Source organism: Actinokineospora baliensis (assembly GCF_016907695.1).
In the GTDB taxonomy this organism is placed as follows: domain Bacteria; phylum Actinomycetota; class Actinomycetes; order Mycobacteriales; family Pseudonocardiaceae; genus Actinokineospora; species Actinokineospora baliensis.
In genome coordinates this window covers 4160249-4184261 of sequence record NZ_JAFBCK010000001.1, presented here as the reverse complement: position 1 = coordinate 4184261, position 24013 = coordinate 4160249, and the positions used below count along the sequence as shown (strand labels likewise).

Sequence of the window (24013 nt, the reverse complement as noted above, 5' to 3'; positions counted from 1 at the left end):
GACGGATGAGCACCACGCTGTTTCGCAGGCAGGCACGGGAGAAGCCGCCGGAGATGCCCGGTGGGGAGCTGTCCCTGCAGGAGCCACCGGTGCTGCCCGAGACGATCGGCGGCGGCATGGGCAGCTCGCTGATGTACCTGCCCATGGTCATCGGCGGCGGTGGCGCCATGTTGTTCTTCATGGGGCCGCAAAACCCGCAGATGGCGCTGATGATGGCCGGGATGATGGGCCTGATGGGCGTCATGATGGTGTTCGGCCAGATGGGCAGGGGCGGCGCCGACCGGCGCCAGCGGCTGCGCGGCGAACGCCGGGACTACCTGCGCTACCTGTCGGGCACCCGCGCCCAGGTCCGCGCGGTCGCCGACCAGCAGCGGACCGCGCTGGGCTGGCGGCACCCGGAGCCGGTCGCGCTGTGGTCGGTCGCGATGACCAGCAGGCTGTGGGAGCGCCGCGCCGCGCACGCCGACTTCGCCGAGGTCCGCATCGGGGTGGGCCCGCAGCGGCTGGCGATGGCGATGAACCCGCTCAACACCAAGCCGGTCGCCGACCTGGAGCCGCTGTCGGCGCGGGCGCTGCGCCGGTTCATCAACGCCTACACCACCATCGCCGACCAGCCGACCGCGCTGTTCCTGCGCGGGTTCGCCCAGGTCCGCTACTCCGGCGACGAGGACACCATCCGCGCCTCGGTGCGGGCGGTCCTGGCCCAGCTGGTCACCTTCCACTCCCCCGAGGACCTGCGGGTCGCGGTGTGCGCGGCACCGGAGCGGTTGGCGGACTGGGATTGGGTGAAGTGGCTACCGCACGCCCAGCACCCGGTCGAGCAGGACGGCGCCGGGCAGGTCCGGCTGCTCGCCGACGGAGTGGACGCGCTGACCGAACTGCTGGCCGCCGAACTCGAGGAGCGGGCCCGGTTCGAGGCCGCCGCCACCCCGAGCCGCGAGGAGCCCTACGTCGTCGTGGTGCTCGACGGGGTCGACGTGCCCGCCGAGTCCCGGCTGGCCGCCGCGGGCTACCGCAACACGGTCGTGCTGGACGTGTCCGGTGCGCTGGAGGGCGCCGCGGGCCGGTCGCGGCTGCGGCTTGAGGTCACGCCCACGGACATGCACACCGTGCGCACCGACCGCACCGGCCAGCAGGTGCGGACCAGGTTGGGCCGCCCGGACGTGCTGAGCGTGCAGCGGGTCGGCGCCCTGGCCAGGGTGCTCTCGCCCTACCGGATCAACTCCACCGGCGACGTCGCCGAGCCGATGGTCGCCGACTTCGACCTGCCGCGGCTGCTGGGTGTGGCCGATCTGGACGCGCTGGACCCGAAGTCGTTGTGGCGCACCGGGATGGGCAGCGAGCGGTTCCGGATCCCGCTGGGCATCGCCGAGGACGGCTCGTCGGTCGACCTGGACATCAAGGAGTCGGCGCAGGGCGGCATGGGGCCGCACGGGCTGCTGATCGGCGCGACCGGGTCCGGCAAGTCCGAGCTGCTGCGCACCCTGGTGCTGGGCCTGGCGATGACACACTCGTCGGAGATCCTCAACTTCGTGCTGGTGGACTTCAAGGGCGGCGCGACCTTCCTCGGCCTCGACCGGCTGCCGCACACCTCGGCGGTGATCACCAACCTGGCCGACGAGGCGCCGCTGGTGACCCGCATGCAGGACTCGCTGCACGGGGAGATGGTGCGCCGCCAGGAACTGCTGCGGGCGGCGGGCAACTACAGCTCGCTGCTGGACTACGAGCGGGCCAGGCAGGCGGGCGCGGCGCTGGACCCGCTGCCGACCTTGTTCCTCATCGTCGACGAGTTCAGCGAGCTGCTGGCCGCGAACCCGGACTTCGCCGAGCTGTTCGTCATGATCGGCAGGCTCGGCCGCTCGCTGGGCGTGCACCTGCTGCTGGCCTCGCAGCGCATCGACGACGGCCGCATGCACAAGCTGGAGAGCCACCTGTCCTACCGGATCGGCCTACGCACGTTCTCGGCGATGGAGAGCCGGTCGGTGATCGGTGTGCCCGACGCCTATCAGCTGCCTAGTGCGCCCGGCAACGGCTACCTACGCAGCGATGTGGCGACCCTTGTGCGATTCAAGGCCGCCTACGTGTCCGGCCGCTACCAGCGCCGCACCAAGGAGCAGCGCCAAGAGGAAGTGCGTAGGCAGGTCGTGGCGTTCGGTGCGGGCAGGCTGCCTACGGTCACCGAGGTCGAAGCCGTGGCGGCCGCCCCGGTCGCCGACGAACACATCGACACGGTGTTGGACGTCGCCGTGGAGAAGCTGCTGGGGCAAGGTCCGCCCGCGCACCAGGTGTGGCTGCCGCCGCTGGACAACCCGCCGCCGCTCGACCAGCTCCTCCCGCCGCTGGTGCCGGACCCGCGGTTCGGCCTGACCCCAGCCGACTGGCCGGGCCGCGGCGGGCTGAAGATCCCCGTCGGCGTGGTCGACAAGCCGTTCGAGCAGGTCCGCGACCTGCACATGGTGGACCTGTCCGGCTCGGGCGGCCACGTCGGCATCGCGGGCGGGACCCAGTCCGGCAAGAGCACCCTGCTGCGGACGCTGATCACCGCGCTGTCGATGACGCACACGCCGTCGGAGGTGCAGTTCTACTGCCTGGACTTCGGTGGCGGCACCCTGTCGGTCCTGGAGGGCCTGCCGCACGTCGGCGGGGTCTGCGGGCGGCTGCAGCCGGAGCGTGTGGGCCGCACCATCGCCGAGGTCAAGGGGGTGCTCGCCGAACGCGAGAAGCGCTTCGCCGAGCACGGCATCGAGAGCATGGCCGCCTACCGGGAGCGCCGCGCGGCGGGCGAGTTCACCGACGACCAGTACGGCGACGTGTTCCTCGTGGTCGACGGGTGGGGGTCGCTGCGCGCGGACTTCGAGCAGCACGACCACACCATCCGGCAGATGACGGTGCGCGGCCTGGCCTACGGCGTGCACCTGATGATCACCGCGGGCCGCTGGTCCGACGTGCACAGCGGGCTGCGCGACCAGCTCGGCACCCGGCTGGAACTGCGGCTGGGCGACGCGATCGACTCGGTCATCGACATGCGCAAGGCGGGCCAGGTGCCCCGGCTGCCCGGCCGCGGCCTGACCCAGGACAAGCTGCACTTCCTCGCCGCGGTCCCCCGGGCCGACGGCGCGGCCACCGCCGAGGGCCTGGCCGAGGCGACCCGCGAACTGGCCCGCTCGGTCGCCGAGTGCTGGTCCGGCCCCGTGGCCGCCCGGGTCCGGACGCTGCCCGGCATCCTGCCCGCCGCCGAACTGCCCGAACCCGAAGGCCGGATGCGGATCGCACTGGGGTCCGGCGAACTCGACCTCAAGCCGGTGTGGCACGACTTCTCCTCCCGCCCGCACCTGACCGTCCTCGGCGACACGGGCAGCGGCAAGACCGCGGTGCTGCGCCTCATCGCCCAGGCGATTCCCAAGGTGTACGGCCCGGAAGACGCCCGCATCGTCCTGCTGGACTCGCGGCGCGGCCTGCTGGAATCCGTCCCCGAGCAGTACCGCCACGGCGTCGCGGTCTCCTCCGGCCCCGCCGCCGAACTGATCCGCCCCCTGGCCGCCGAACTCAAGGCCCGCGTCCCCGGCGCCGACATCACCCCGAGCCGACTCCGCGAACGCGACTGGTGGACCGGCCCCGAATACTTCGTCATCGTCGACGACTACGACCTGCTCAACAGCGGAGTCGGCGGCCCGCTCGACGCACTGGTGGAACTGCTGCCCCAAGCCGGGGACATCGGCCTGCACGTGGTCCTCGCCAGAGCCGCCGCGGGCTCCGGCCGAATGTCCATGGACGCGGTGGTGCGCCGCCTGCAGGAGTCCAACACCCCCGACCTGGCGCTGTCGGTGCCGGGCAACGAAATGCCCCTCCTCAACGGCCAACGCGGCCGCCAAATGCCCCCGGGCCGAGCACTGCTGGTTACCCGCCGGGACGCCACGTCGCTGCAGATCGGGTGGACGGAGGAACCGGAATGAGAACAGCAGCGGTAATCGCGCTGCCACGGCTGCCAGGATCACGCGCACCGCATGAGTTGTCGGTGGCGCCGCGACAGGTGTGGGCGAAGGAGAAGAGACTGACTGCCCCGATCGGCCTGTGGTTGGCACCACCAATGGCAGGCGCGAGTGCGACGGGAGACCCGAGATGAAGAGGCGGGCCGTAGTGGTCGCGATCGCACTGGTGACGCCACCTGCCCTCGCTCAGAAGCAGGCGGGGCAGTGTGCACCGCCGGAACCGACCGTGGCGCAGCCGGAGCCTTGGGCGCAGAAACGGCTGGCGGCGCGGCGGGTGTGGCCAACGGTCACGCGGGCCAGCCGGAACGCGGCGGAACTACAGGTAGCAGGCGCGAGTACGACGGGAGACCCGGCATGAGGAAACGGGCCGTAGTAGTCGCGACCGCGTTGGTGCTGGCGACGCCGGTGCCTGCAGTGGCGCAGCAGCCGAAGCTGACCGTGGCGCAGCCGGAGCCCTTGGCACAGCAGAGACTGGCGCCGGAGCGGGTGTGGCCAACGGCCAAGTGGGCCAGCCGGATCGCGACGGGCACACCGGCGACAGGCGCGAGCGCGACAGGAGACCCGGCATGAAGAAGCGGGCCGTAGTGGTCGCGACCGCGCTCGTGCTGGTGACGCCAACTCCAGCCATCGCGCAACAGCCGGGACAGTGTGCGCCGCCCGAGCTGACCGTGGCGCAGCCGGAGCCTTGGGCGCAGCAGAGACTGGCGCCGGAGCGGGTGTGGCCTATGACCAAGGGGGCCGTGCGGATCGCGGTGGTGGATACCGGGGTCAGCGCTGAGGCGCCAACGTTGGTGGGGGCGGTGGAGGACGGGGTTGATGTCGCCGGTGGGGTGGCGAACACCGACTGCGCGGGCCATGGCACGTTCCTGGCCGGGTTGATCGCCGCTCGGCCTCGGGAGAAGACCGCGTTCGCGGGGATCGCGCCCGCCGCTCGGGTCGTGCCGGTTCGGGTGACCAACGATCCGAACCGGGTGGAGCCCGGCGCGCTGGCGGCGGGGATTCGGGCCGGGGTGGACAGCGGGGCGCGGATCGTCGCGATCGGGGTCATCAACACCGTCGACTCGCCCGAGCTCCAGGCGGCGGTGGAGCTCGCGCGGTCGCGGGACGTGCTCGTCGTCGCGCCCGCGGCGGTGCGGCAGGCCAAGCAGCGGGCGTACCCGGCGGCGATGGACGGGGTGGTCGCGGTGGCGCCCGTCGGGCCGGACGGGCCGACCAAGAGCGGTCAGCTCGGGGCGCAACCGACGGTGGCGGCACCGGCCGAGCAGCTGGTCGGGATCGGCCCCTCGGGCACGGGGCACCGGCTGGCGTCGGGGCCGGAGTTGGCGGTCGCGTTCGTCGCCGCGTCCGCCGCCCTGGTGCGGGAGCAGTACCCGGACCTGCCCGCCGCCGAGGTGGTCAAGAGGCTGATGGCCACGGCCGACCGGCCCGCCGGTCAGGTGCCGCACCCGGCGGTCGGGTACGGGATCGTCGACCCGGTCGCGGCCGTCACCACCCTCCTGAGCGGACAAACGGCGAAGCCGTCCGCTACCCGCGAACACCTGGCGTTGGCGCTACCACCCGCCGAGGACACCGGCCCCGCACGTGCGGCGATGTGGTTCGTGGCGGCCCTGGCGGGGGCGGCGGTGCTCGCGGGCGGGTCAGCGGCGGTGATCACGCGGGCCCGGCGGCGGCGTTGGCGGCCCGCGGTGCGCTAGTAGTGGGAGCATGTCCGAACACGACAGCCTCCTCGCCGCCGAGCGGCGCCTCCACACCGCCCAACTCACCTCGGACGTCGCCGCCCTGGCCGACCTGCTCGACGACGACCTGCGGTTCACCGGCCCGGACGGGACCCTCCACACGAAAGCCGACGACCTGGCCGCGCACGCGGCGGGCGTCTACGCGCTGACCCGGGTGACCGAAGAGGACGTGCGGGTCTTCGCCACCGCGCACACCGGGGTCACCTGGTTCCTCGGCACGCTCGAAGGGACGGTCGGCGGCGTGCCGCTGCTGGCCAGGATGCGGTACACGCGCACCTGGGTCCGCGCGGGAACGGGGTGGCGGGTCGTCGCCGCGCACGCCTCGGTGCTGCCGGGGTAGGGATATCCCCACCCGCATCGGCGGGACGTCCCCCCGGGTTGTGGGGATTGACCCAGAGAGTGCCGGGGTAGGAACCGGAAGCCTTGTGTCAGAGGGAAACAGCGACACAGGGAGCGCCAAGATGACCACCTTCGACACCATCGTCGCCACCCACCGCGCCGCGCTGCTGAGCTACGCGCGCCGGGTCACCGGCTGCCCCTTCCGCGCCGAGGACGTCGTCCAGGAGACCTGGATCCGCGCCTGGCGCCACCAGGACAAGCTCACCGAGGACCGGGGCAGCGTCCGGGCGTGGCTGATGCGCGTCGCGCACAACATCGCCATCGACCAGCACCGCGGCCGGGCCTCGCGACCGCCGGAGGTGGAACTGCCCGAGGTCGACATGACCAGCGCCCCCGCGCGGACGGACGAGGTCATCGACCGGGTGATGGTGGACGCGGCACTGGAGTCGCTCCCCGAACCACACCGGCGGACGGTGGTGGAGGTGTACTTCGCCGACCGCACGGCAGCGGGGGCCGCGGCGACACTGCGGGTACCGGTGGGGACGGTCAAGAGCAGGCTGCACTACGCCCTTCGCGCGCTCCGCGAGTCGGCCCCGTCCTTGGCGGCCTGATCGGCCTATAGGTTCGAGCGCGTCGTTGTGAGGATCTCCGCTGCCGCGGTGACAGCCGCCGTGATGGCGTCGAGGTCTACCTGGGGAGGGGCTGGGGTGGCCTTGCTGCCCGAGAGGCGTTCGCGTAGGTGCTCCACGTGTTCCGCGCGGGCCTGCGCTGCCTCTGCCGCCGCGATTTCCTGGTCGGCTACCGCCAGGGCTGAGATCACCTCGTCCATCCGGTCGGCCACCGCCCCGACCTCCGCTTCGATCGACCTCAGCTGACCGGTGCGCTCCTCCACCTCCGCGCTCAGCTCCGGGTACTCGCGCGACTCGCGGAGCAGGGTGTGCAGGTCGGCGGTGTCCGACAGGGTCCTCAGCGCCGCCCAGGTGACCTTGTGCGCCGTCGTCAGGGTCGCCGGGTCGATCCAGCCCGCGCCCGCGGTCCGGCTGGCGAACAGGGTGGCCAGGGAGATCACCAGGCGGTTGGCGAGCGTGACCGATTCGGGGCTCAGGTCGGCGAAGCGGGTCGAGTCGTACACCACCACCCGCTCATCGCGGCGGCGCCGGGCCCGGTCGCGGGCGCTGATGAAGGCGATGACGGGGATCGGCACGAGCAGCGTCCAGACGCCGAGGCCGCCCGCGAACCCGACGACCACGCCCGCGGCGGTGCCCAGCCCGAGCGGTGCCCCCAACCGGGACTCCGCAAGGCCCCCCGACTCCCCCGGCGGCCACACCACCCATCGCCCGGCCGCGCCGTCGATGTGGACCGGACTGTTGTTCCCCACCCCGCCAGGTTATCGAGCCACCCGCCCCCTCCGGTGGGCGAACCACTCAACCGCCAGCAGCGGGATGGTCCAGCCCAGCCACGAGGTGATCCCGGCGATCGCCTGCACCATGGCCACCTCGCTGCCGCCGAACGTCGTGTCGAGGCCCGGGGTGAGCACCAGGGCGACCAGCGGACCCCACAGCCGGTTGGTGATGGTGGACAGGGTCAGCACGTAGCTGCGGACCACCCACACCCGGTGCGCCTCGAAGTCCTTCGCCCGCGCCCGCCGGTAGCCCATGACCGTCGACACCAGCCACAGCGTGGCCAGCAGCACGTGGCTCACCCTGGCGACCGGCCCGAACGGCGAGGTGACGCCCACGACCAGGCCCGCCGCGGCGGCCGGGAGGACGCCGCCGAAGACGTAGACCCGGCCGATCAGCGCGTGCCGGTGCCGGTGGTGCCGCCGGAACCACGGCCACACCTGCAGGAACCCGGCCACCATCGCCACCGCCCCGAAGGTGATGTGCGTGAGCAGGGCCGGGTAGTGGAAGGCGAACCCGGCGGGCACGCGCGACTGCGCCGGGTCGAAGGTCAGGTACGGCGGTAGGGAGAAGACCAGGAACACGGTGATGAGGGCTGCTACCGGGATGGCCCAGGGCGCTCGGATCATGTTGATCACGCTAGGAGCGCCGGGACCGCGCAACCATGCGGCAAGCACGAGGGCCGGTGGTGGGGACAACCCCACCACCGGCCCTCTGACTCCCTATGCGGCGCACATGGCATGCCCCGCCACAGCTACCAGGAGCGCGGTCTTACTTCTTCTTGCTCGGGAACACCCGGATCTGCAGCGACGTGCCCTCCTGCTTCAGCACCTTGATGCTCACACCGGCGGCGGGCAGCTTGACCCCCGCGGTCGGCTGGGCGGCGTTGAAGTAGGACTTGGTGTCGTCGAACAGCGGCTGAGCGTCCGTACCGCGGATGTAGCTGGCCCGACCACCCGCGTAGAGGGTGAACGAGTCCGACTTCTGCAGCGAGAACGGAGCGTCGTAGCCCGCCACGCGGGGCCGCCACGCCTGGCCCTGCAGGTTGTAGATCGGGTCCGGGTGCGCGTCGACCACCGACAGCAGGCCCTCACCCGGGTGGACGGAGGCGTTGTTGTCCGGCTGGGAGGTGTCCCAGTAGGTCACCAGCAGGCCGTCCTGGTACGGGAAGCGGGTCGCCCAGTTCGGGCGGCTCGGGTCGCCGTAGTCGTACGGGCCGGGCTGCAGGTACTTGTCGTACCCGGTGTAGGTCCGGTTGCCGGCCACGTAGAAGTGGTCGTAGGTGGAGGTCTCCGTACCGGTGGTGGTGCGGAAACCGACCGGGGTCCAGCCGTTGTTGCCGGACTCGGCACCATCGGTGAACAGCGCGGCGCCGTCGGCGACGACGGAGATCTCGTCGGCGAAGAAGCCGTCGAGGGCGACGCCACCGTCGGTGCGGTAGCGCAGGCGCAGCTGGGTGTTCTTGCCCGCCAGCGAGTTCAGCGGGACGGCCACGTCAACCCACTGGTTGTTCGTGGTGTTGGTGATGGCCGGGGTGCCGACCGCGTCGCGGATGAACGGCTTGCCGTTGGCGACACCGTCGAGGGCGGTCCAGTTGGCGCCACCGTCGGTCGAGGCCTCCACGAACAGGAAGTCGCAGTCGCAGTCCTCGATGTCGTAGCGCGCCTTGAGCTTGAGCTCCGCGGACGACTTGCCGGTCAGGTCGACCGAGCGGGTGAGCGAGGTCGACAGGTTGTCGCCCTTGGTGCTCCACCACATCTTCGACCCGGCGAACGGCGTGCCGTAGCTGGTCGAGACCTGCTTGTCGGGCAGGACGACGACGACGCCCTGGGCCTTGTCGGTGTTGTACGCACCGGGGCCGAGGTCGATCTTCTTGTCCTGACCGGCCACGACGGTCTCGTAGTCCAGCCAGCCCAGCTGCAGCTTGTCCCACGTCGAGAGGTCGTTGGCGCGCAGGCCGATCGCCTCGTTGGTGTTGGACACGCGGCTCTGGCCCATCAGCGACCACCAGTTGATGCCGTTCTCCTGGGCGCCGCCCGGGCCAACGGTGTCGTAGTGGTCCGGCAGACCGAGGTCGTGGCCGTACTCGTGGGCGAACACGCCCAGGCCGCCGTTCTCCGGCTGCATCGTGTAGTCGCCGACCCACAGGCCGGTGGTGCCGATCTGCACACCGCCGAGCTTGTTGTTGACCGGGCCGGTGGTGTTGCTGGAGAAGGCGTACCAGCGGTGCGCCCAGATGGCGTCCTCACCCTGCGCGGGATCGGCGTCGGACTGGTCACCACCGGCGTGCACGATCTGGAAGTGGTCCAGGTAGCCGTCGGGCTCGTTGAAGTCGCCGTCACCGTCGAAGTCGTAGCGGTCCCAGGTGTCGTACGACGCCAGGTCGGCCTTGATCGAGGCGTCGGTGGCGCCCTGGGCCTTGCGGTCGGCGACCCACTGCTGCAGCGCGTCGGAGACCAGGTACCACGAGTTGCCGCAGATGCGGCCGGGGCAGGGGTAGCCGTCGGAACGGCCGTACCGAGCCTCGTTGTACTTGACCTTGACCCAGTCGGTGACCTGGCCCTCGACCGAGTACCGGCCCGAGGAGGCCTTCTCGTAGAAGGTCTTCAGGGACTCGGTGTTCGCGCCCTGCGCGAAGTACATGTCCTCGAAGTGCTTCTTCGAGTAGTCCGCCTGCCAGATCGTCTTGTTGTCCACCGCCCGGTTGGGCTTGGCGATCTGGTTGTGCCGGGGGCCGTCGAAGCGGGCCGGGCCGGGCACGGCCGGGTTGGTGTCCTTGTCCGGGAAGTCCGGGTGCCGCTCGTCGCCGAACTCGGCCAGCACGACGAAGATCTTGTCGGTCTTCTCCCTGGCGAGCTCGACGTACTGGTCGACGCCCTTCTTGCCGGTGGCCTTGTTCTTGGCCGAGGCGGCGGCGCCGACCTTGACCACGGTGCTGGCACCGCGCTTCTCGGCGCTCGCCTCACCGGAGAGGACCTTGGCCAGACCCTCCTGGCGCAGCGCGCGGCGCTTCTCCTCGAGCGGGGACACCACCTCGTCGGCGTGGTCCGCGGCGGCCTGGGCGGTCTGTTGCTGGGGAGCGACCGGGGCCGCGTCGGCGGCACCGTTGACCACCACCGCCCCGGTCCCGACCACCGTCGCCGCGGCGATCGCGACGACCAGTTTTCGGCGCACTCATTCCTCCAATTTCGTGGGGACGACTCCGGGTGAAGCCAGGCGAAACTGTAAGGGAGCGCGACCTATGCAGGTATCACGACCTGATTACAAGAGCCATTCCGGCCATCACATTCGCCTATAGCACGGAGTGATACGCCAAATGGCGCAAAGAGCGGTTGAACCGGGCAGACCAGGACAGTCGAAGGGCGCTGGTCAGCCGCCGGACGACCGCGGCGGGGCGGAAGATTTTCACAGTTTTGTCAGAAAAAACGTGAACACGGCGGGGACCGGTCTAACACATTGCGCGACGTACCGGTCGGTTACCGACCGATCTCAGTCATCGAGTTCGACGACGAGATCACCGGTGATCTGGCGGTGAATGGCGGCCATGTCGAAGTAGTCGCGCTCGGCGACGATCAACCCGTCGCGGACCTCGACCACGTGGCAGGCGAAGCTGGCGACCCGGCGGCCGGTGGCCGCGAGCGGGCCGAGCGGGCCGAGGTGGGTGCCCACGCAGCGCACCTCGACGAACGAGGTGGTGCCGTCGGCGCTGGGGTGGAAGTCGCGGTAGTCGAACACGACGTCGGGGAAGGCGGCGTGCAGCGTGCGCATCACCTCGACCGGCTGGTCGGTGTCGGTGTGGCGGGTGCCGGTGACGTCGGTGTAGCGGTAGTCGGGGTGGTAGCGGGCGCGCATGGCTTCCCAGTCGTAGGTGTCGATGGTCTGCCAGTGCGCGCGGTGCACGGTCGAGGCGTTCATGGGCGACACGCTAGGGACGACCGCGACCGGGTGGCACAAGATCCACCCGGTCAGGTGGTGTCCGCGTCGTCGCCGAGCTGCTCGCGCAGCCGCTGCAGCGCGCGGTGCTGGGTGATGCGCACCGCGGTGGGCGACATGTCGAGCTTGGTGGCGACCTGCTCGGCGGTGTGGCCGTCGACCACGCGCAGGTGCAGGATCCGCAGCTGCAACGGGGTCAGCACGGCCATCGGGTCGGCCGAGTCACGACGGGGCCCGGGTATCACGAGCCGCCTGCCGTGGGGCGTCTTGGGCGTCCGCATGCCGTTGGGACGAGCCGCCCGGACGGGCATGACGCCACTTACGTGCGATTTTTCCCAACAGGCCTCAGGTTACGAGCAGTACACCCACCGTCACCGCCAGGGGTCGCCCCACTCGGTGTCGCGGGCGGCCCGGTACGCGGCGGGGTCGCGCTTGCTGACGATCGTGTCGTTGAGCCCCTCTGGCCCGCACAGCCTCAGGGACACCATGCCTTTGCGCTTAAGAGGGTGCCGCAGGACGCGACCCGGTGCGCTGGGCCACGGCTCGCGGGTGGCGGCGACGTAAGAGAACTTCTCGTCCTCGAAGTTGAGCGAGGCCGTCTTGAGCCTTTGGTGCAGAGGGCTGCGGCCTAGGCGAGCGGCGAAGTGGCACCAGTCCTGTCCACGCGGGATCGGACAACCGCCACTGTGCGGGCATGGGGCCACTACGCGCATGCCCGCGGCTAGGAGTTCATCCCGCGCGGCCATGATGCGCTCGTACCCCGCGGGTGTGCCGGGCTCGACGACCACCGCGAGGGTCGCGGTCGCCATAGCGCGAACAGTGGCGGCGCGGGCGCGGTCGGTGAGCTCGCTGAGCACATAGGACAGCGTGACCAGGTCCGCGGGCGGCACCTGGAGGTCCCCCAGAGCAGCGCGCTGCCACCGGACGCCCCGGACAGCGGGACTGTCGGCGTGCTCGGCCAGCCTCTTGCCCAGCCCCATCGCCTGGGTGGACTGGTCGAGCACAGTGAGCTCCCCCAACGACGACCACACCCCGGCCGCCGCCCACACCGCCGCCCCGGTCCCTCCACCAACGTCGACCATCGTCCGCGGCCGGAAGTCGGGCGCGAGACCGGCGACCTCGGCCAGGGCCGCGGTGACCGCCGCGTGGGTCGCGGGCATCCGGTAAGCGGCATAGGCGGCAGCGGTCACCTCGGCATCGAGGACGACGGACGCGGGGTCCACACCGGTCCGGTAGCGGTGGATGAGGTGCTGCGCCGAGTCCGCCAGCCTCTTGGTCGGATACCGCGCGACCTCGACGTCGAGCGCGTCGGACAGGGTGGCCATGGCGGTCAATCATGCCGGGACCAGGTGAGCTCCCCTGGCCGGGGCCCTCGCCCCGGAGCGAACGAACGCTCCGGGGCAGGTCTGGTGGGAGAACGTGGCCGGGCCGAGGGGGACCGCCGTTGGGCCGGGCAGCGGCAGGTACTACCTGAGCCAGTACGTGCCGCTGGCCAGGGCCGCCGCGAGCACCGAGCCAGCTCCCACCACGCGGACGGCACCGGCCTGGTGCCACACGGCCGCATGGGCCAGCGAAGTCGGCCGACTCCACAGTGACCGCGGCGGCGGCGCGGTCAACGGGCGACCAAGCCAGAACGTGCCGCTGGCCCAGGACAGCCGCGAGCATCGGGCCAGCAGCCCCGCCGCGTGGACGGCCCGGGCGGGCACGGCGCCCACACGGCGGCACCGGGCCGCGATGGGCTGCCGGGCCGCCCCGGGGGACCGCGGCGGGTGGGCGGATTGGCACCGGCCATCGCCGGGCCGAGCGCCTCGGCTCTGGGGCCAGGAAGGTCTTCTGGTGCCGCACCAGGGGATGGAGGGCCCTTGCCCCGGAGCGAACGAACGCCCCGGGGCGGGGCTATCCGGCGAGGACAGTTTTCCTCGTGCGGCGCCAGGCGATGGTGAGGAAGGCGATCAGGCCCAGCAGCGGCAGGGTGCTGATCCCCCAGCTGAGCCCCATGGGCGGGCCCGGCTGTTCGAGGACGGTGAGGCCGGTGAGGGCGCCTTGGCCGGGGCCTTGGGGGCCGTCCACGGTGAACTGGAGGGTGTAGGTGCCCGGCTGCTCCATCGCCCGCACGTCCAGTCCCCACACGTCGCGTTTGCGGGGGTGGCGGGCCAGGGGTTCGCGCCAGGTGCGGCCGGGGGCGGTGACGGTGAGGAGGCCGGTTTTGCCCTGGACGCCGCCGTCGGGGGCGAAGGTGAAGTCGAGGGACTGCATGGCGCGGACCGGCCAGGTGCTGAAGCCGATGACGAGCGGGTAGGGGCCTGCCTGGACCTTCTCGGTGTGCACGATCCCGACCGGCTCGTAGGCGTGGGCGGTCGGGGCGGCGATTACGAGCAGCGCTGTGGTCAGCATTGCGGTGGTGAGCCTGCGCACGGGTCAGGGTCCTTCCGGTCGGGCGCCCGCGACCAGGCGCAGCATCCGGCCGAACCGGGTGCCGAGGTGGCCCGCGAGCAGGCCGAGGACGGTCGCGACCAGCACCGTGGGCAGCAGGTCGTCGACGGCGGGGGCGGGGATGTCGTAGACGAGGGCGTCCTGGAAGGCCTGCAGGACGGCGAGGGCGGCTCCGGCCAGGCCACCCGCGGCAGGCGGGGCCCAGCGGGACCGGGCGGCCAGGAGCGGATAAGTGGCCAATGCGACGAGGACCAATGCCATTGGCATCAGCGACGGCATTGACGGGACACCGGAGATGTAGTCGCGGATGGGGAGGTCAACGGCGTCGGCATAGGCGCGGGTGGCCCACGGGGAAAACCACCACGAAAGGGCCTGGATCACCCCGAGCGCCACGGCGACGGCAATTCCACCTTTACGGATGAAACCGGCACCGGCGAAGAGGATCAGCGAGACCAGCCAGACCATCGCGACGTGCATCGAGTTGACCGTGTCGGACAGGTCCTGGAATGCGACGGCGATGATCGTGGTGAACCCGGCGAGCAGGCCGAAAGAGGCGACAACACCCACCCGCCCCCAGTTGCGGTCCGCGGCGGCGGCGAACACGACCACCGTGCCGACCAGGGTGGTGGCCACCGACAGCAGCAGCCCGACGTGCGGGGGTGAGTCGATCACCGCGTCGAACCCGTAGATCCCGTGCCACCACTGGTCCCACAGCCCGTACAGCAGGAAGGCCGCGGCGCCGCTGCCGGAGACCAGGTAGCCGAGCGGAGCGGTGAAGACCCGGCCGAACACCCCGACCGGGACGCCGCCCACCGCGGGGTCGGGCTCGTGACCCGCGCGCCTGGCGGCGGTCGTCATCAGCACGGCGGTCAGGCTCGCGAGCCCGGAGACGGCGCTCCCGGCGTAGAGGAACAGGTGCGGGAGGGTGAAGAAGGTGTCCGGGCCGACGTCCTCGTGCCACTGCACGTCCCAGGTCAGCCCGGTGAAGGTGAGCAGAGCACCGACGAACAGCACTACCGCGGCGGTGAGGCCGCGGGTGCCGGTCGCGGCACTGGGTGTCTGTGTGTCCATGGTCCTTCCTCGGATCGGCTAGCTTCGGTTTCAGATGACCAGCGAGAAGACGGCGCGTTCCGTGGTGCGGCCGTGGCGGATCGTGACGGTCAGCTCCCACGGGCCCGCCATGGGCAGGTCGGTGCGCTCGGCGCGGTAGTGGCCGGGCCGGCCCGCGGTGGCGGTGGTGGGCGCGAGTGCGTGGCCCATGTCGACCATGACGGGTTCGACGGTGACCTCGTCGGCGGTGATGGCCGCCCCGGCGAGGTCGGTGACCTCCAGGTCCACGGTGTTGGCACCCACAGCGGGGTCGGCGACGGTCAGCCGCACCGAGTAGCTGCCGGTACCGGCGCGCAGGTCGAGGGTGTCGTCGCCGGGCAGGGTCCACCAGAGGACGAGGGCGCCCAGGAGGAGCGCGGCGACGATCGCCAGGACGCCCTTGCCGCGGCGGGTCATGGTTGTGCCTCCACGTCGAGGGTCGTGGGGATGGTGAGGATCGCGTAGTCCCGTTCGGCCTGGAACCACGCCCGGTAGCGGCCGGGGCGGGGGAAGGTGAACGTGAAGCTGATCTCCGCCGGGTAGGCGGCGACGGTCTCGTCGGGCTGGGTGCCCGCCGTGGCCGTGGTCATCGCGTGGACGTGGGCCCAGACGTCCTGGGTGGGCGACGGTCCGACCACGATGAGGTGCCCGCGCATACCCAGCCACGGCTGGAGGTCGTCCGGCCCGGCGAAGTCGACCGTGAGCGTCGCCGGATCACCCGCCCTCAGTGGACCGACCGTGATGGTTCCCGGCGCGGGTTCACTTGACGGCAAAGGATTTCCGGCAACGTTGATCTCTGCCCGGAGTTGTTGCGTGCCACCGCCGACGCGAGCCAACTCGGCCGCCATGGTGTGGCGCCCCGGCTCGGTCGGGGTGAACTGGACGCGGTAGTCACCTGGCGCGGCGCGCACCGGGTGCACGTGGGCGAGGCCACCGGTCGGGCTGACGATGGCGAGGTGGATGAGCGCGCCGTGGTGAACGAGGATGTCGTCCACCGGCCTCCCTGTCGCGCTGTCGGTGAGGGACAGGGTCAATTCGGCGGGACGGCCGGTGGTCGGGTTGTCCGCCGCCACAGCCAGGTTGACCGGTGGCCGCGCATTGTCCTGTGTAGACACAACGGGAATCGTTGACGACAGGAGGGCGGCCGTCACCGAGACGGACAGCGCCACCACCAGCCCAGTAGCCGGTATGAGCACGAGCTTTCCGCCTCTGGTGGCCAGAACCAGTCCGGCGACCAAGAACAGCCCCGCCGCGACGAAACCGCCGTAGACCGCGCGTTCCCAGGCCGGGGTAACGCGTTGCGGCACGGAGAACGGGATGCGCGCGGTGTGTCTACCGTCGTCGATCTCCAATTCCCAGTAGCCGAACCGGTCAACGTGCAGGTGTGCTGTCGCCGGGCCCACCCCGATGTCGACCGTCGCGGTGCTGGTCGGCCGCGCTCCCGCCGGTACCGCGCTCAGCCGCAGGGCACCCGCCGGGCCGCCCGCGTGGTTGATGATGTCCACTTGCAACGGTGCGGGCGCGCCGTCGGTCCGGCGCACGGTGACCGTCAGTTCCCGCTCCCCCAACGTTTGCGCGACCGCGACGTCCGATCCGACCGGGGCGCCGTCGGCCCACGCGGGCGTGCCGGAACCGACCAGGCCGAGCACGACCAACCCCCACACGGCGAACCGCCGCATCCCCGTCCCCACATGATCGACGGTACCGAGCGGGCGCCCGGCCGTCGTCACGGCGCGAGGGGATCACCGGGTCCCCCGCGCGGGGGACCCGTTATGGGACCAGGCCGTGCCGGTGCGCGTAGACGACGGCGTGCACCCGGTCCCGCAGGTCGAGTTTCGCCAGTACGCGGGACACGTGGGTCTTCACGGTCTCCTCGCCGATGGTCAGCCGCTCGGCGATCTCGGCGTTGCTCAGCGCCTCGGCGACCAGCAGGAGGACCTCGCGCTCGCGGGAGGTCAGCCGCTCCTGGGAGGGGTCGGTCGGCCGGATGCTGTCGGTGAAGCGGGCGGCGAGCCGCCGGGTCACCGACGGGTCGATCAGGGCGTCGCCCCTGGCCGCGACCTTGATGGCGGACACCATCTCCTCCGGCGGCAGGCTCTTGAGGAGGAACCCGCTCGCGCCGACCCGCAACGCGCGGTAGAGGTACTCGTCGTGGTCGTAGGTGGTGAGCACCAGGACCTTGGTGGGGGTGTTGGCGACGATCGCCTCGGTGGCGGCGAGGCCATCCATCTTCGGCATGCGCACGTCGAGTACCGCGACGTCCGGCCGGTGCAGCCGCACCTGCTCGACGGCGGCGGCGCCGTCACCCGCCTCGGCGACGCAGGTGAGGTCGGGCTGGGTGTCCAGGACCGCGCGGAGACCGGAACGGAACATGGCGTGGTCGTCGGCCAGCAGGACGGTGATGGTCACGTCAGTGGTCCTTACCTTCAAGTGGCACGACGACCTGAACAATCCAGTGTGGACCTATAGGACCGCACTCGACGGTGGCGCCGATCAAGGTCGCGCGGTGCCGGATCCCCGCCAAGCCTCTATGGCCTACTTCGGCGGTCTTGGCCGAGCCGAGGTCATTGGTGACCACCATGCACAGGCTGTCATCTCCACGCGCGAGCTCGAGCGTTGCCCCTTGCCCGCCGCCGTGGCGTAGTGCATTGGTGAGTGCCTCTTGGGCTATACGGAAGAGGGCTATGTCGACCGAGCGCGGCACGACCGCGCCCATACCGGAGGTGACAAGGCGGGTGGGCAGACCGGCGGACCGGGTAAGAGCCACGAGGTCGTCGAGGTCGTCCAAGCCGGGTTGGCGGACAGAGCCGTCGTCGCCGTGGTGAAGCAGGTCGAGCAGGCTCCGCAGGCTGCCCATGGCGGAGCGGCTGGCGGTCTCGACGGCGGTGAGGGAGCTGCGGAGCCGGTCTTCGGGGCGATCTCTCAGCGCTAACCGGGCCGCACCCGCGTGGACGTTGATGGCGCTGACGTGGTGTGAGATCACGTCGTGCAGGTCTCTCGCGATCGAGGTGCGTTCTCGCGCCACCGCCAGCCGGACGGCCTCGCGCTCCTCCGCCTGCCGGTTGGCCTCGCGCTGCTCCAACTCGGCCAGGTGACCGCGCCGGGCGGTGGTGTGCCTGCCGACCAACCAGGGCAACAGGCCACTGGCCAGTACGTTCAGCACGGTCAGCGACCACTCGCCGGGGTAGGCGAACCGCTCGGTGGCGAGCCCGGCCGCGATGAACGCGAGCGCGACGAGCCCCTCCGTCATCCCCAACCACGCCCCGGCCCGGTACCCGGCAACGAGGATGCCCACCTCGTTGATGTTGCCGTAGGCGCTATAGGTCTGCCCTAGAGGGCCAATGACGAACGGCCCGACGCCTTGCACGACCGCGTGGGCCACGGCCACTGCGCCCGACCACCGGGCCGGGGTGGCCAACGCACCGTCCACAAGCAGCGCCAGCCCGACCGCCACCCACCCGTGGGGTTCCGACAGCGCCCAAGGGCACTCCGCGACGATCACCCCGACGTCGGCGACGACACACACCAACGCCACGATCAGCGCCTGCCGCTTCAACACCACCGCCGTGTCCCACACTCCCACAGCTTGGCACCTCCGCGGCTACCAGAGCGGGGCGCCGTGGACGATCGAGCCACCGACGGCGGTGGCGACGACCGGGATGTCACCGATGCGGTCCGGGGCGACGGTGTGCGGGTCTTCGGCGAGAACAGTGAGGTCGGCGAGCTTGCCCTCCACGAACGATCCGACGCTGTCTTCCATGTGGCAGGCGTGAGCGGCTGTGGTCGTGAACGCGCGTAGGGCCTCGGCGACACTGATGGCCTCCGCGGGGCCTACCTCGTTGCCCTTGCTGGTGCGGCGCGTGACCATGAACTGGATCGCGCGCAGAGGGGCACCATTGGTCACCGGTCGATCAGAGCTACCCACCAGGTCGACACCGTGGTCGAGGAACCCCTGACCGCGATAGAGCCAGTCGGCACGGTCGGGTCCCATCACGGCGGCGTAGTCATCGCCGTTGTAATAGAGGAAGCCCGGCTGCACTACGGCGCTGATGCCGAGCTCGGCGAACTTGGGCAGCTGGTCAGGGCGGACGGCCCCGGCGTGCTCGACGCGGTGGCGGGCGCCGGTCCTCGGGTGGCGGCGCTGCGCCTCGGCGAAGGCGTCGAGGACGAGGTCGACCGCCCGGTCCCCGATGGCGTGGACGGCCAACTGCCAGCCCGCGCGGTGCCCGTCGACGATCTGCCCGACGATGTCGGCCGGGTCGGCGTAGAACTGCCCGCTGCCGTCAGACCCGACGTACGGGCTGGTCAGGGCCGCTGTGCGGGCCATCATGCCGCCGTCGGCGAAGATCTTCAGCGCGGAGATGCCGAGCCGGTCGCCGCCGAAGCCGGTGCCGATGCCGAGGTCCATCCCGCGTGGCAGGTCGTCGGCCGGGTGCGCGCCCACGTCCCGCAGGAGCGCGGCCGCCACCATGAGCCGCACCCGCAGCGGGACGTCCGCGCGCTGGTAGGCGGCCACCTCGACCGGGCTGTGGCTGATGAGACCGCCGCCGATCCCGGCCTCGGCCACCGTCGTGACGCCCTCGGCGAGGCAGGTGGCGGCGGCGGTCCGGATGGCAGCGGCCATCTCGGCGACCGAGTACGGCTGGCGGAGGGCCCGTGCCGCGGCCATGCCGCTCTCGGCCAGGAACCCCTTGTCGTGCTCGACCGACAGCTCGGCGAGCACCGTGTGGTTGACCACGCACGCGTGACCGGAGTCGTGCAGGAGCAGGATCTTGCGACCACGGGCGACGCCGTCGAGCTCGTCGGCGGTGATGTGCCTGCCGAGCGGCCGCTGGTCGTACCCGACGACGTCGAGCCACTCCCCCGGCTCACCAGGGGCCTGGTCGATCGCCGCGAGCACCTTGTCGACGCTCTCGCACGGCGCCACCGACAGCGCGTTCTCCCGCAGGCCCGCCCACACGAGGTGCACGTGGGCGTCGACGAACCCCGGCAGCACGGTCGCGCCGCCGAGGTCCACCACGCGCCGCGCGGGCAGCCCGTCCAACTGCTCATCGACGCCTACGATGCGACCTCGCCACACGCCGAGCCGGTGGGCCACCGGTCGCCCGGGGTCCATCGTGTGGAACGTCGCGCCACGCAGCAGCAAATCCAGCATGACGCCAGCCTAGGCCGCCGGCCCGGCTCTAGACGGACACTGCGCTGGGCGCCACTACGAGGTCAAGCGCGGTAAGAGCCTTGTCCAAGGTTTCGTCGAGCTCCGCGCGCGTAGGCGCGTGCACGACCAGCCACCCCAACTTCCGGCCTGCCTCGGTGAACGGCTGCACCACGTCGCCCGGCGCGGCGAACACGTCCACATCGCTGACCCCCGGCAACGCCAGCACCTCGGCGGGATCCGCCACGGAAACCAGCTCACCCGGTTCGCCCAGCGGTGAGGTCAGCACGTGCAGGCGGGCGATCTCGGCGCGGTCGGACCGCAGTTCGACCGGTTCGCCGATGGCCAGCGACACCAGCGCCGCGACGCAGTCGACGCCCGCGACGGCGTGCGCCAACCGGGGGAACCCGTTGCCAGACATCCGGGCACCGACCTCGAGGACGTAGCGGGTGCCGTCGTCGGCGACGATCACGTCGAAGTTGGCCGGACCGTCGGTCAACCCCATCGCCAAGCACAACGCGTGCGCGTCGGCCAGCAGCGCGGTCTCCACCGCGGGGTCCAGGTCGGCGGGAGCGACGTGCCCGCCGATCAGGAACCGGGGACCGGGGACGATGTGCTTCTCGGTGATCAGCGCCAAGGCGAGGTCGCCGTCGCTGAGGAACACGTTGACCGTGTAGTCCCTGCCCTGCAGCATCTCCTCGACGATGACCTGCCCGCTCGGCGAGTTCACCGCAGCGTTGTGCAGCGCGGCGTCCAATTCGGACAGATCGTCCACCCGCAGCACACCGCGGCAGCCGGAGGCGTCGGTCGGCTTCACCACCAAGGGCAACCCGAACTCCGCCGCCGTGGTCGCGAGGTGGGCCAGGTCGTGCGACTGCGCCCACCGGTAGACCGGCACACCGATCGACGCGGCCAGCGCGTGGAAGGCCGACTTGTCCATCGACACCGACGCCGCCGACGCCGGGTAGCGCCACGGCGTGCCGAAGTGCTCGGAGAGGTGGTGCCAGGAATCCAGGCAGGTGTCCGCGGCGGTCGACACGACCCCCGCGATCTCCTCGCCAGCCAAGGCCTCCGCGATCGCCTGGTGGTCCGTTGTGGACAACTGGAGGAACCGGTCGGCCAAGGCGATGCCGGGCCGGTCGGCGCGCATGTCGACCGCGATGGTCGGCAGGCCGCGGCGGCGCGCCTCGCGGAACAGCACCACCTGCTCCTCACCCGCGCCGAGCACGATCAGGGCGGGGGTCATGAAGCCACCTCAAGGGTCGGGCGCCGCACCGGCGGCGGGACGGTTGAGGCGCCGCGGTCGAGGCGGTCCTCGTCGGACACCGGGAAGTTGGCCTCCCGGATGTAGTAGATCCGCCTCGGCCGCACATCGAGCATCCGGCGGTGCAGGTAGCGGCCGACCAACGCGGTCGACGCCATGCCCAGCGCGCTGGTGAGCAACGCGGCGATAAGCAACGCCGTGCCCGACACCACGCCGAACGCGCCCAGCAGGGACAGCACCGCAGCGAGGGCGAACACCACCGCCGCGGTCCCGTACAACACGTTCAGCGGGCGCCACGAGAACCCGAAGAGCAGTTCGAACGCGTCACCGGCGAGCCTGCCGAAGCGGAACTTCGACGTACCAGCGGTTCGCGGCGCGTGCGCGACCGGGACCGTGGTGTACCGGGCACCGATCTGCGGTGCCTTGGCGACGAAGTGCGAGTTCCCCGTCGGCAAGTCCACAATGGTCCGACCGACCGCGGTGCGCACGACCCGGAACGAACTCGCCCCCTGCGGCACCTCGATGCCCAACAGCTTGCGCGCCACCGAGTGCGTGCCCGCCGCGCCGATCCTGCGCAACCACGAGTCCTGGCGGTCGCGGCGCACCCCGAACACCACGTCGTAGCCCTGGGCCGCGGTGTCGAGCAGCGCCCAGGTCTCCTCGGCCGGGAACTGCAGGTCCGCGTCCAACTGCACCGACCACGGCCGCGACGCGTACCGGAACCCGGCCGTCACCGCGGCCACCAGGCCGAAGTTGCGGGCGAAGGAGATGTAGCGGACCCGGGTGTCGGTCTCGGCGAGCGCCTTGATCCGCGCCAACGTGTCGTCGCGGCTGCCGTCGTCGACGAACAGCAACTCGAACCCGTCGATACCGCCCAGCGCCGCGCACACCGAGCGGTAGGCGACATCGACCTGCTCGCCCTCGTTGTAGCAGGGCACGATCGCGGTCAGGCCGGTCACATCAGCCTGCTCGACCAGGTGCGCGGGGTCAGCTCGTTGACGATCTCCAGTTCCAGGTTGTAGTCGAACTCCCTCGGCCCGGTGCGCTCGATCCACCCGACCATCTCGGTGAGCCCGTCGCGCAGGCCGACCTCGGTGCGGTAGCCCAGCAGGCGCCGCGCCTTGTCGGAGCTGCAGGTCGCGTGGTGCACCTCCAGCGGCCGGGCGGGCATGAAGATCGGGTCGCAGTCCACGCCGACGATGGAGCAGATCTCCTGCGCCAGCGCGAGCACGGTCACCTCGCCCTCGTCCGGGCCGACGTTGATCGTCTCGCCGGTGATCTCGGGGTCGATGCCCAACTTCGTCAGGCAGGACACGACATCGGAGACGAAGCTGAAGCAGCGGGTCTGGCTGCCGTCGCCGTAGATGATCGGCTGCAGGCCGCGCAGCACCCGGTTGATCATGATCGCCGCGACGTTGCGGTACGGGTCGTCGAAGCGCTGCCGGGAGCCGATGATGTTGTGCGGCACGGCGATGTTGTGCTCCATGCCGTGCACCCCGGCGATCGCGCGCACCTGCAGGTCCGCGGCGTACTTCGCGATGCCGTACGGGGTCAGCGGCACCGGCGTCATGTCCTCGGTGAACGGCGGCACCAGCTCGCCGTAGCGCGACATCGACGAGCAGTGCACGAACCGCGACACCCCCGCGCGCACCGCGGCCGAGAGCATCGCGACGGTGGCGCTGGTGGTGTGCTCGTGCACCAGGAACGGGGAGAACACCGAGAGCCCCTCGTAGGGCGCGGCCGCGCAGTGGTAGACCAGCTCCACGCCCTCGAACAGCTCGGGGTGCGCCAGCGCGTCCCGGCAGTCGACCTCGTGGAACTCCACCCCGGCCGGGATATTCTCCTTGAATCCATCGATCATGTTGTCGATACCGCGAACGGAGTAACCGCGGTCGAGCAAATCATCGGCCAGATGACTGCCGAGAAAACCCGCCACTCCGGTTATCAGGACCGGTTTCCCCATTGCCGCGAACCCCTCCTCAGCCGACGGCGACCCGGCGTCGGTCACGCCTGGTCCCAGCGGTGCCCACCGGTGGGGCGGGCACCGCGTTCGCGGGTCGGTCACGCTGCGCCAAACTCGACCCGGGAGCGCGGTGCGCGCACGGCGGATCGGCGCCGATGTGGGATCGGCGCTGTTGTGCTGGTCGGACTTGCCACGAAGTGACGCGGACTATAACAACGCTTTTGGAGTGGCAAAAGGGTCGCGCACACCGGAATTCCCCGGCGCGGGTGAGCGGGCGGGAAAACTACGCCGGACGGCCGATCGTGCACTGGTCGTGAATGAGTAGCCAGCGCCCGGACTCGGCCACGAAGGTCAGTCCCATGAGGAACCGGGACGGCTCCGCGCCCGGCTCGCCGACCACGGTCACCTCCAGCACGCGGGTCGCGGTGGTGGCCGTCGAGGTGGCCAGGACCGGTGCGGTGGCGTAGGTCCAGTCACCGTCGGTGAACCACTCCCGGTGGAAGGCCACGACCTCCTCGGCGCCGCGCAGGATCCGTCCGGACGGGATGATCACGGTCACCTCGGGGTGGACGGTGGCGGCGAAGGTGTCGAGGTCGCGCCCGGCCACCGCGCGCAGGTGCGCGTCGATGGTGGCCTCGGCGTCGGACTGCCAGTCCTGGACAGGCACGGTGGTCCTCCGGGAGAGTGTCGCCCGCGGGTGTCTCCCGCGAGGTCG

23 protein-coding genes are annotated in these 24013 nt (G+C 71.1%); 5 read left to right on the top strand and 18 right to left on the bottom strand.

Features of this window, described 5'->3' with window-relative positions; all coding sequences use genetic code 11:
* Positions 1-5: 5 nt before the first annotated feature.
* From eccCa to JOD54_RS19410, 5 genes are all read left to right on the top strand, one after another.
* The gene (eccCa, locus tag JOD54_RS19430; protein ID WP_204451888.1) at positions 6-3953 is read left to right on the top strand and encodes a type VII secretion protein EccCa; all 3948 of its coding nucleotides are present in this window, start codon (positions 6-8) and stop codon (positions 3951-3953) included.
* 390 nt (positions 3954-4343) lie between these two features.
* Entirely contained in the window at positions 4344-4559 is a 216-nt protein-coding gene (locus JOD54_RS19425; RefSeq protein WP_204451887.1) for a hypothetical protein, read from the top strand.
* Positions 4556-5683: a S8 family serine peptidase gene (locus tag JOD54_RS19420; RefSeq protein ID WP_204451886.1), complete on the top strand. Its 1128-nt coding sequence runs from the start codon at positions 4556-4558 to the stop codon at positions 5681-5683. The genes JOD54_RS19425 and JOD54_RS19420 overlap by 4 nt, the downstream gene beginning before the upstream one ends.
* A 10-nt stretch (positions 5684-5693) precedes the next feature.
* On the top strand, positions 5694-6065 hold the full coding sequence (locus tag JOD54_RS19415) for a nuclear transport factor 2 family protein (RefSeq protein ID WP_204451885.1): 372 nt from the start codon (positions 5694-5696) through the stop codon (positions 6063-6065).
* A gap of 121 nt (positions 6066-6186) precedes the next feature.
* Complete coding sequence (locus JOD54_RS19410) at positions 6187-6675, top strand: sigma-70 family RNA polymerase sigma factor (RefSeq protein ID WP_204451884.1); 489 nt, start codon at positions 6187-6189, stop codon at positions 6673-6675.
* Between the two features lie 5 nt (positions 6676-6680).
* Here JOD54_RS19410 and JOD54_RS19405 read toward each other — a convergent pair whose 3' ends face one another.
* From JOD54_RS19405 to JOD54_RS19320, 18 genes are all read right to left on the bottom strand, one after another.
* The gene (locus tag JOD54_RS19405; RefSeq protein ID WP_204451883.1) at positions 6681-7442 is read right to left on the bottom strand and encodes a hypothetical protein; all 762 of its coding nucleotides are present in this window, start codon (positions 7440-7442) and stop codon (positions 6681-6683) included.
* Between the two features lie 9 nt (positions 7443-7451).
* Positions 7452-8093 (bottom strand): DUF2306 domain-containing protein, encoded by a 642-nt coding sequence (locus JOD54_RS19400; RefSeq protein ID WP_204451882.1) that lies wholly within the window; start codon positions 8091-8093, stop codon positions 7452-7454.
* Positions 8094-8235: 142 nt separating this feature from the next.
* Entirely contained in the window at positions 8236-10638 is a 2403-nt protein-coding gene (locus JOD54_RS19395) for an immune inhibitor A domain-containing protein (protein ID WP_307860172.1), read from the bottom strand.
* Positions 10639-10953: 315 nt separating this feature from the next.
* Positions 10954-11379 carry an ester cyclase gene (locus JOD54_RS19390; protein ID WP_204451881.1) on the bottom strand — a complete coding sequence of 142 codons (426 nt, stop codon included), beginning with the start codon at positions 11377-11379 and terminating at the stop codon, positions 10954-10956.
* A gap of 50 nt (positions 11380-11429) precedes the next feature.
* Positions 11430-11708 carry a sigma factor-like helix-turn-helix DNA-binding protein gene (locus JOD54_RS19385; protein WP_204451880.1) on the bottom strand — a complete coding sequence of 93 codons (279 nt, stop codon included), beginning with the start codon at positions 11706-11708 and terminating at the stop codon, positions 11430-11432.
* Positions 11709-11768: 60 nt separating this feature from the next.
* Positions 11769-12722 (bottom strand): small ribosomal subunit Rsm22 family protein, encoded by a 954-nt coding sequence (locus JOD54_RS19380; protein ID WP_204451879.1) that lies wholly within the window; start codon positions 12720-12722, stop codon positions 11769-11771.
* Positions 12723-12863: 141 nt separating this feature from the next.
* Positions 12864-13112: a hypothetical protein gene (locus tag JOD54_RS19375; RefSeq protein ID WP_204451878.1), complete on the bottom strand. Its 249-nt coding sequence runs from the start codon at positions 13110-13112 to the stop codon at positions 12864-12866.
* A gap of 181 nt (positions 13113-13293) precedes the next feature.
* Positions 13294-13812: a hypothetical protein gene (locus JOD54_RS19370; RefSeq protein WP_372440326.1), complete on the bottom strand. Its 519-nt coding sequence runs from the start codon at positions 13810-13812 to the stop codon at positions 13294-13296.
* Positions 13813-13815: 3 nt separating this feature from the next.
* Complete coding sequence (locus tag JOD54_RS19365; protein ID WP_204451877.1) at positions 13816-14901, bottom strand: hypothetical protein; 1086 nt, start codon at positions 14899-14901, stop codon at positions 13816-13818.
* 30 nt (positions 14902-14931) lie between these two features.
* A complete protein-coding gene (locus tag JOD54_RS19360) occupies positions 14932-15336 on the bottom strand; it encodes a FixH family protein (RefSeq protein WP_204451876.1) in 405 nt (134 codons plus the stop codon).
* Positions 15333-16610, bottom strand: a complete 1278-nt coding sequence (locus JOD54_RS19355) for a DUF8832 domain-containing protein (protein ID WP_307860171.1) — start codon at positions 16608-16610, stop codon at positions 15333-15335. The genes JOD54_RS19360 and JOD54_RS19355 overlap by 4 nt, the downstream gene beginning before the upstream one ends.
* Positions 16611-16689: 79 nt before the next feature.
* Entirely contained in the window at positions 16690-17328 is a 639-nt protein-coding gene (locus JOD54_RS19350; RefSeq protein WP_204451875.1) for a response regulator, read from the bottom strand.
* Position 17329: 1 nt separating this feature from the next.
* Entirely contained in the window at positions 17330-18502 is a 1173-nt protein-coding gene (locus tag JOD54_RS19345; RefSeq protein ID WP_307860170.1) for a sensor histidine kinase, read from the bottom strand.
* A gap of 18 nt (positions 18503-18520) precedes the next feature.
* Entirely contained in the window at positions 18521-20074 is a 1554-nt protein-coding gene (locus JOD54_RS19340) for an amidohydrolase (protein ID WP_204451874.1), read from the bottom strand.
* 28 nt (positions 20075-20102) lie between these two features.
* Complete coding sequence (locus tag JOD54_RS19335; RefSeq protein ID WP_204451873.1) at positions 20103-21317, bottom strand: ATP-grasp domain-containing protein; 1215 nt, start codon at positions 21315-21317, stop codon at positions 20103-20105.
* Entirely contained in the window at positions 21314-22294 is a 981-nt protein-coding gene (locus JOD54_RS19330) for a glycosyltransferase family 2 protein (protein WP_204451872.1), read from the bottom strand. The genes JOD54_RS19335 and JOD54_RS19330 overlap by 4 nt, the downstream gene beginning before the upstream one ends.
* Entirely contained in the window at positions 22291-23298 is a 1008-nt protein-coding gene (locus JOD54_RS19325; protein ID WP_204456382.1) for an NAD-dependent epimerase/dehydratase family protein, read from the bottom strand. The genes JOD54_RS19330 and JOD54_RS19325 overlap by 4 nt, the downstream gene beginning before the upstream one ends.
* A 283-nt stretch (positions 23299-23581) precedes the next feature.
* On the bottom strand, positions 23582-23965 hold the full coding sequence (locus tag JOD54_RS19320; protein ID WP_204451871.1) for a YybH family protein: 384 nt from the start codon (positions 23963-23965) through the stop codon (positions 23582-23584).
* Positions 23966-24013: the final 48 nt, after the last annotated feature.

What these genes read in the sequence shown, in the direction of transcription:
- eccCa (WP_204451888.1), top strand. Translation starts at nt 6, where the DNA reads ATGAGCACCACGCTGTTTCGCAGGCAGGCACGGGAGAAGCCGCCGGAG.
- JOD54_RS19425 (WP_204451887.1), top strand. Translation starts at nt 4,344, where the DNA reads ATGAGGAAACGGGCCGTAGTAGTCGCGACCGCGTTGGTGCTGGCGACG.
- JOD54_RS19420 (WP_204451886.1), top strand. Translation starts at nt 4,556, where the DNA reads ATGAAGAAGCGGGCCGTAGTGGTCGCGACCGCGCTCGTGCTGGTGACG.
- JOD54_RS19415 (WP_204451885.1), top strand. Translation starts at nt 5,694, where the DNA reads ATGTCCGAACACGACAGCCTCCTCGCCGCCGAGCGGCGCCTCCACACC.
- JOD54_RS19410 (WP_204451884.1), top strand. Translation starts at nt 6,187, where the DNA reads ATGACCACCTTCGACACCATCGTCGCCACCCACCGCGCCGCGCTGCTG.
- JOD54_RS19400 (WP_204451882.1), bottom strand. Translation starts at nt 8,093, where the DNA reads ATGATCCGAGCGCCCTGGGCCATCCCGGTAGCAGCCCTCATCACCGTG.
- JOD54_RS19390 (WP_204451881.1), bottom strand. Translation starts at nt 11,379, where the DNA reads ATGAACGCCTCGACCGTGCACCGCGCGCACTGGCAGACCATCGACACC.
- JOD54_RS19385 (WP_204451880.1), bottom strand. Translation starts at nt 11,708, where the DNA reads ATGCCCGTCCGGGCGGCTCGTCCCAACGGCATGCGGACGCCCAAGACG.
- JOD54_RS19380 (WP_204451879.1), bottom strand. Translation starts at nt 12,722, where the DNA reads ATGGCCACCCTGTCCGACGCGCTCGACGTCGAGGTCGCGCGGTATCCG.
- JOD54_RS19365 (WP_204451877.1), bottom strand. Translation starts at nt 14,901, where the DNA reads ATGGACACACAGACACCCAGTGCCGCGACCGGCACCCGCGGCCTCACC.
- JOD54_RS19360 (WP_204451876.1), bottom strand. Translation starts at nt 15,336, where the DNA reads ATGACCCGCCGCGGCAAGGGCGTCCTGGCGATCGTCGCCGCGCTCCTC.
- JOD54_RS19340 (WP_204451874.1), bottom strand. Translation starts at nt 20,074, where the DNA reads ATGCTGGATTTGCTGCTGCGTGGCGCGACGTTCCACACGATGGACCCC.
- JOD54_RS19335 (WP_204451873.1), bottom strand. Translation starts at nt 21,317, where the DNA reads ATGACCCCCGCCCTGATCGTGCTCGGCGCGGGTGAGGAGCAGGTGGTG.
- JOD54_RS19325 (WP_204456382.1), bottom strand. Translation starts at nt 23,298, where the DNA reads ATGGGGAAACCGGTCCTGATAACCGGAGTGGCGGGTTTTCTCGGCAGT.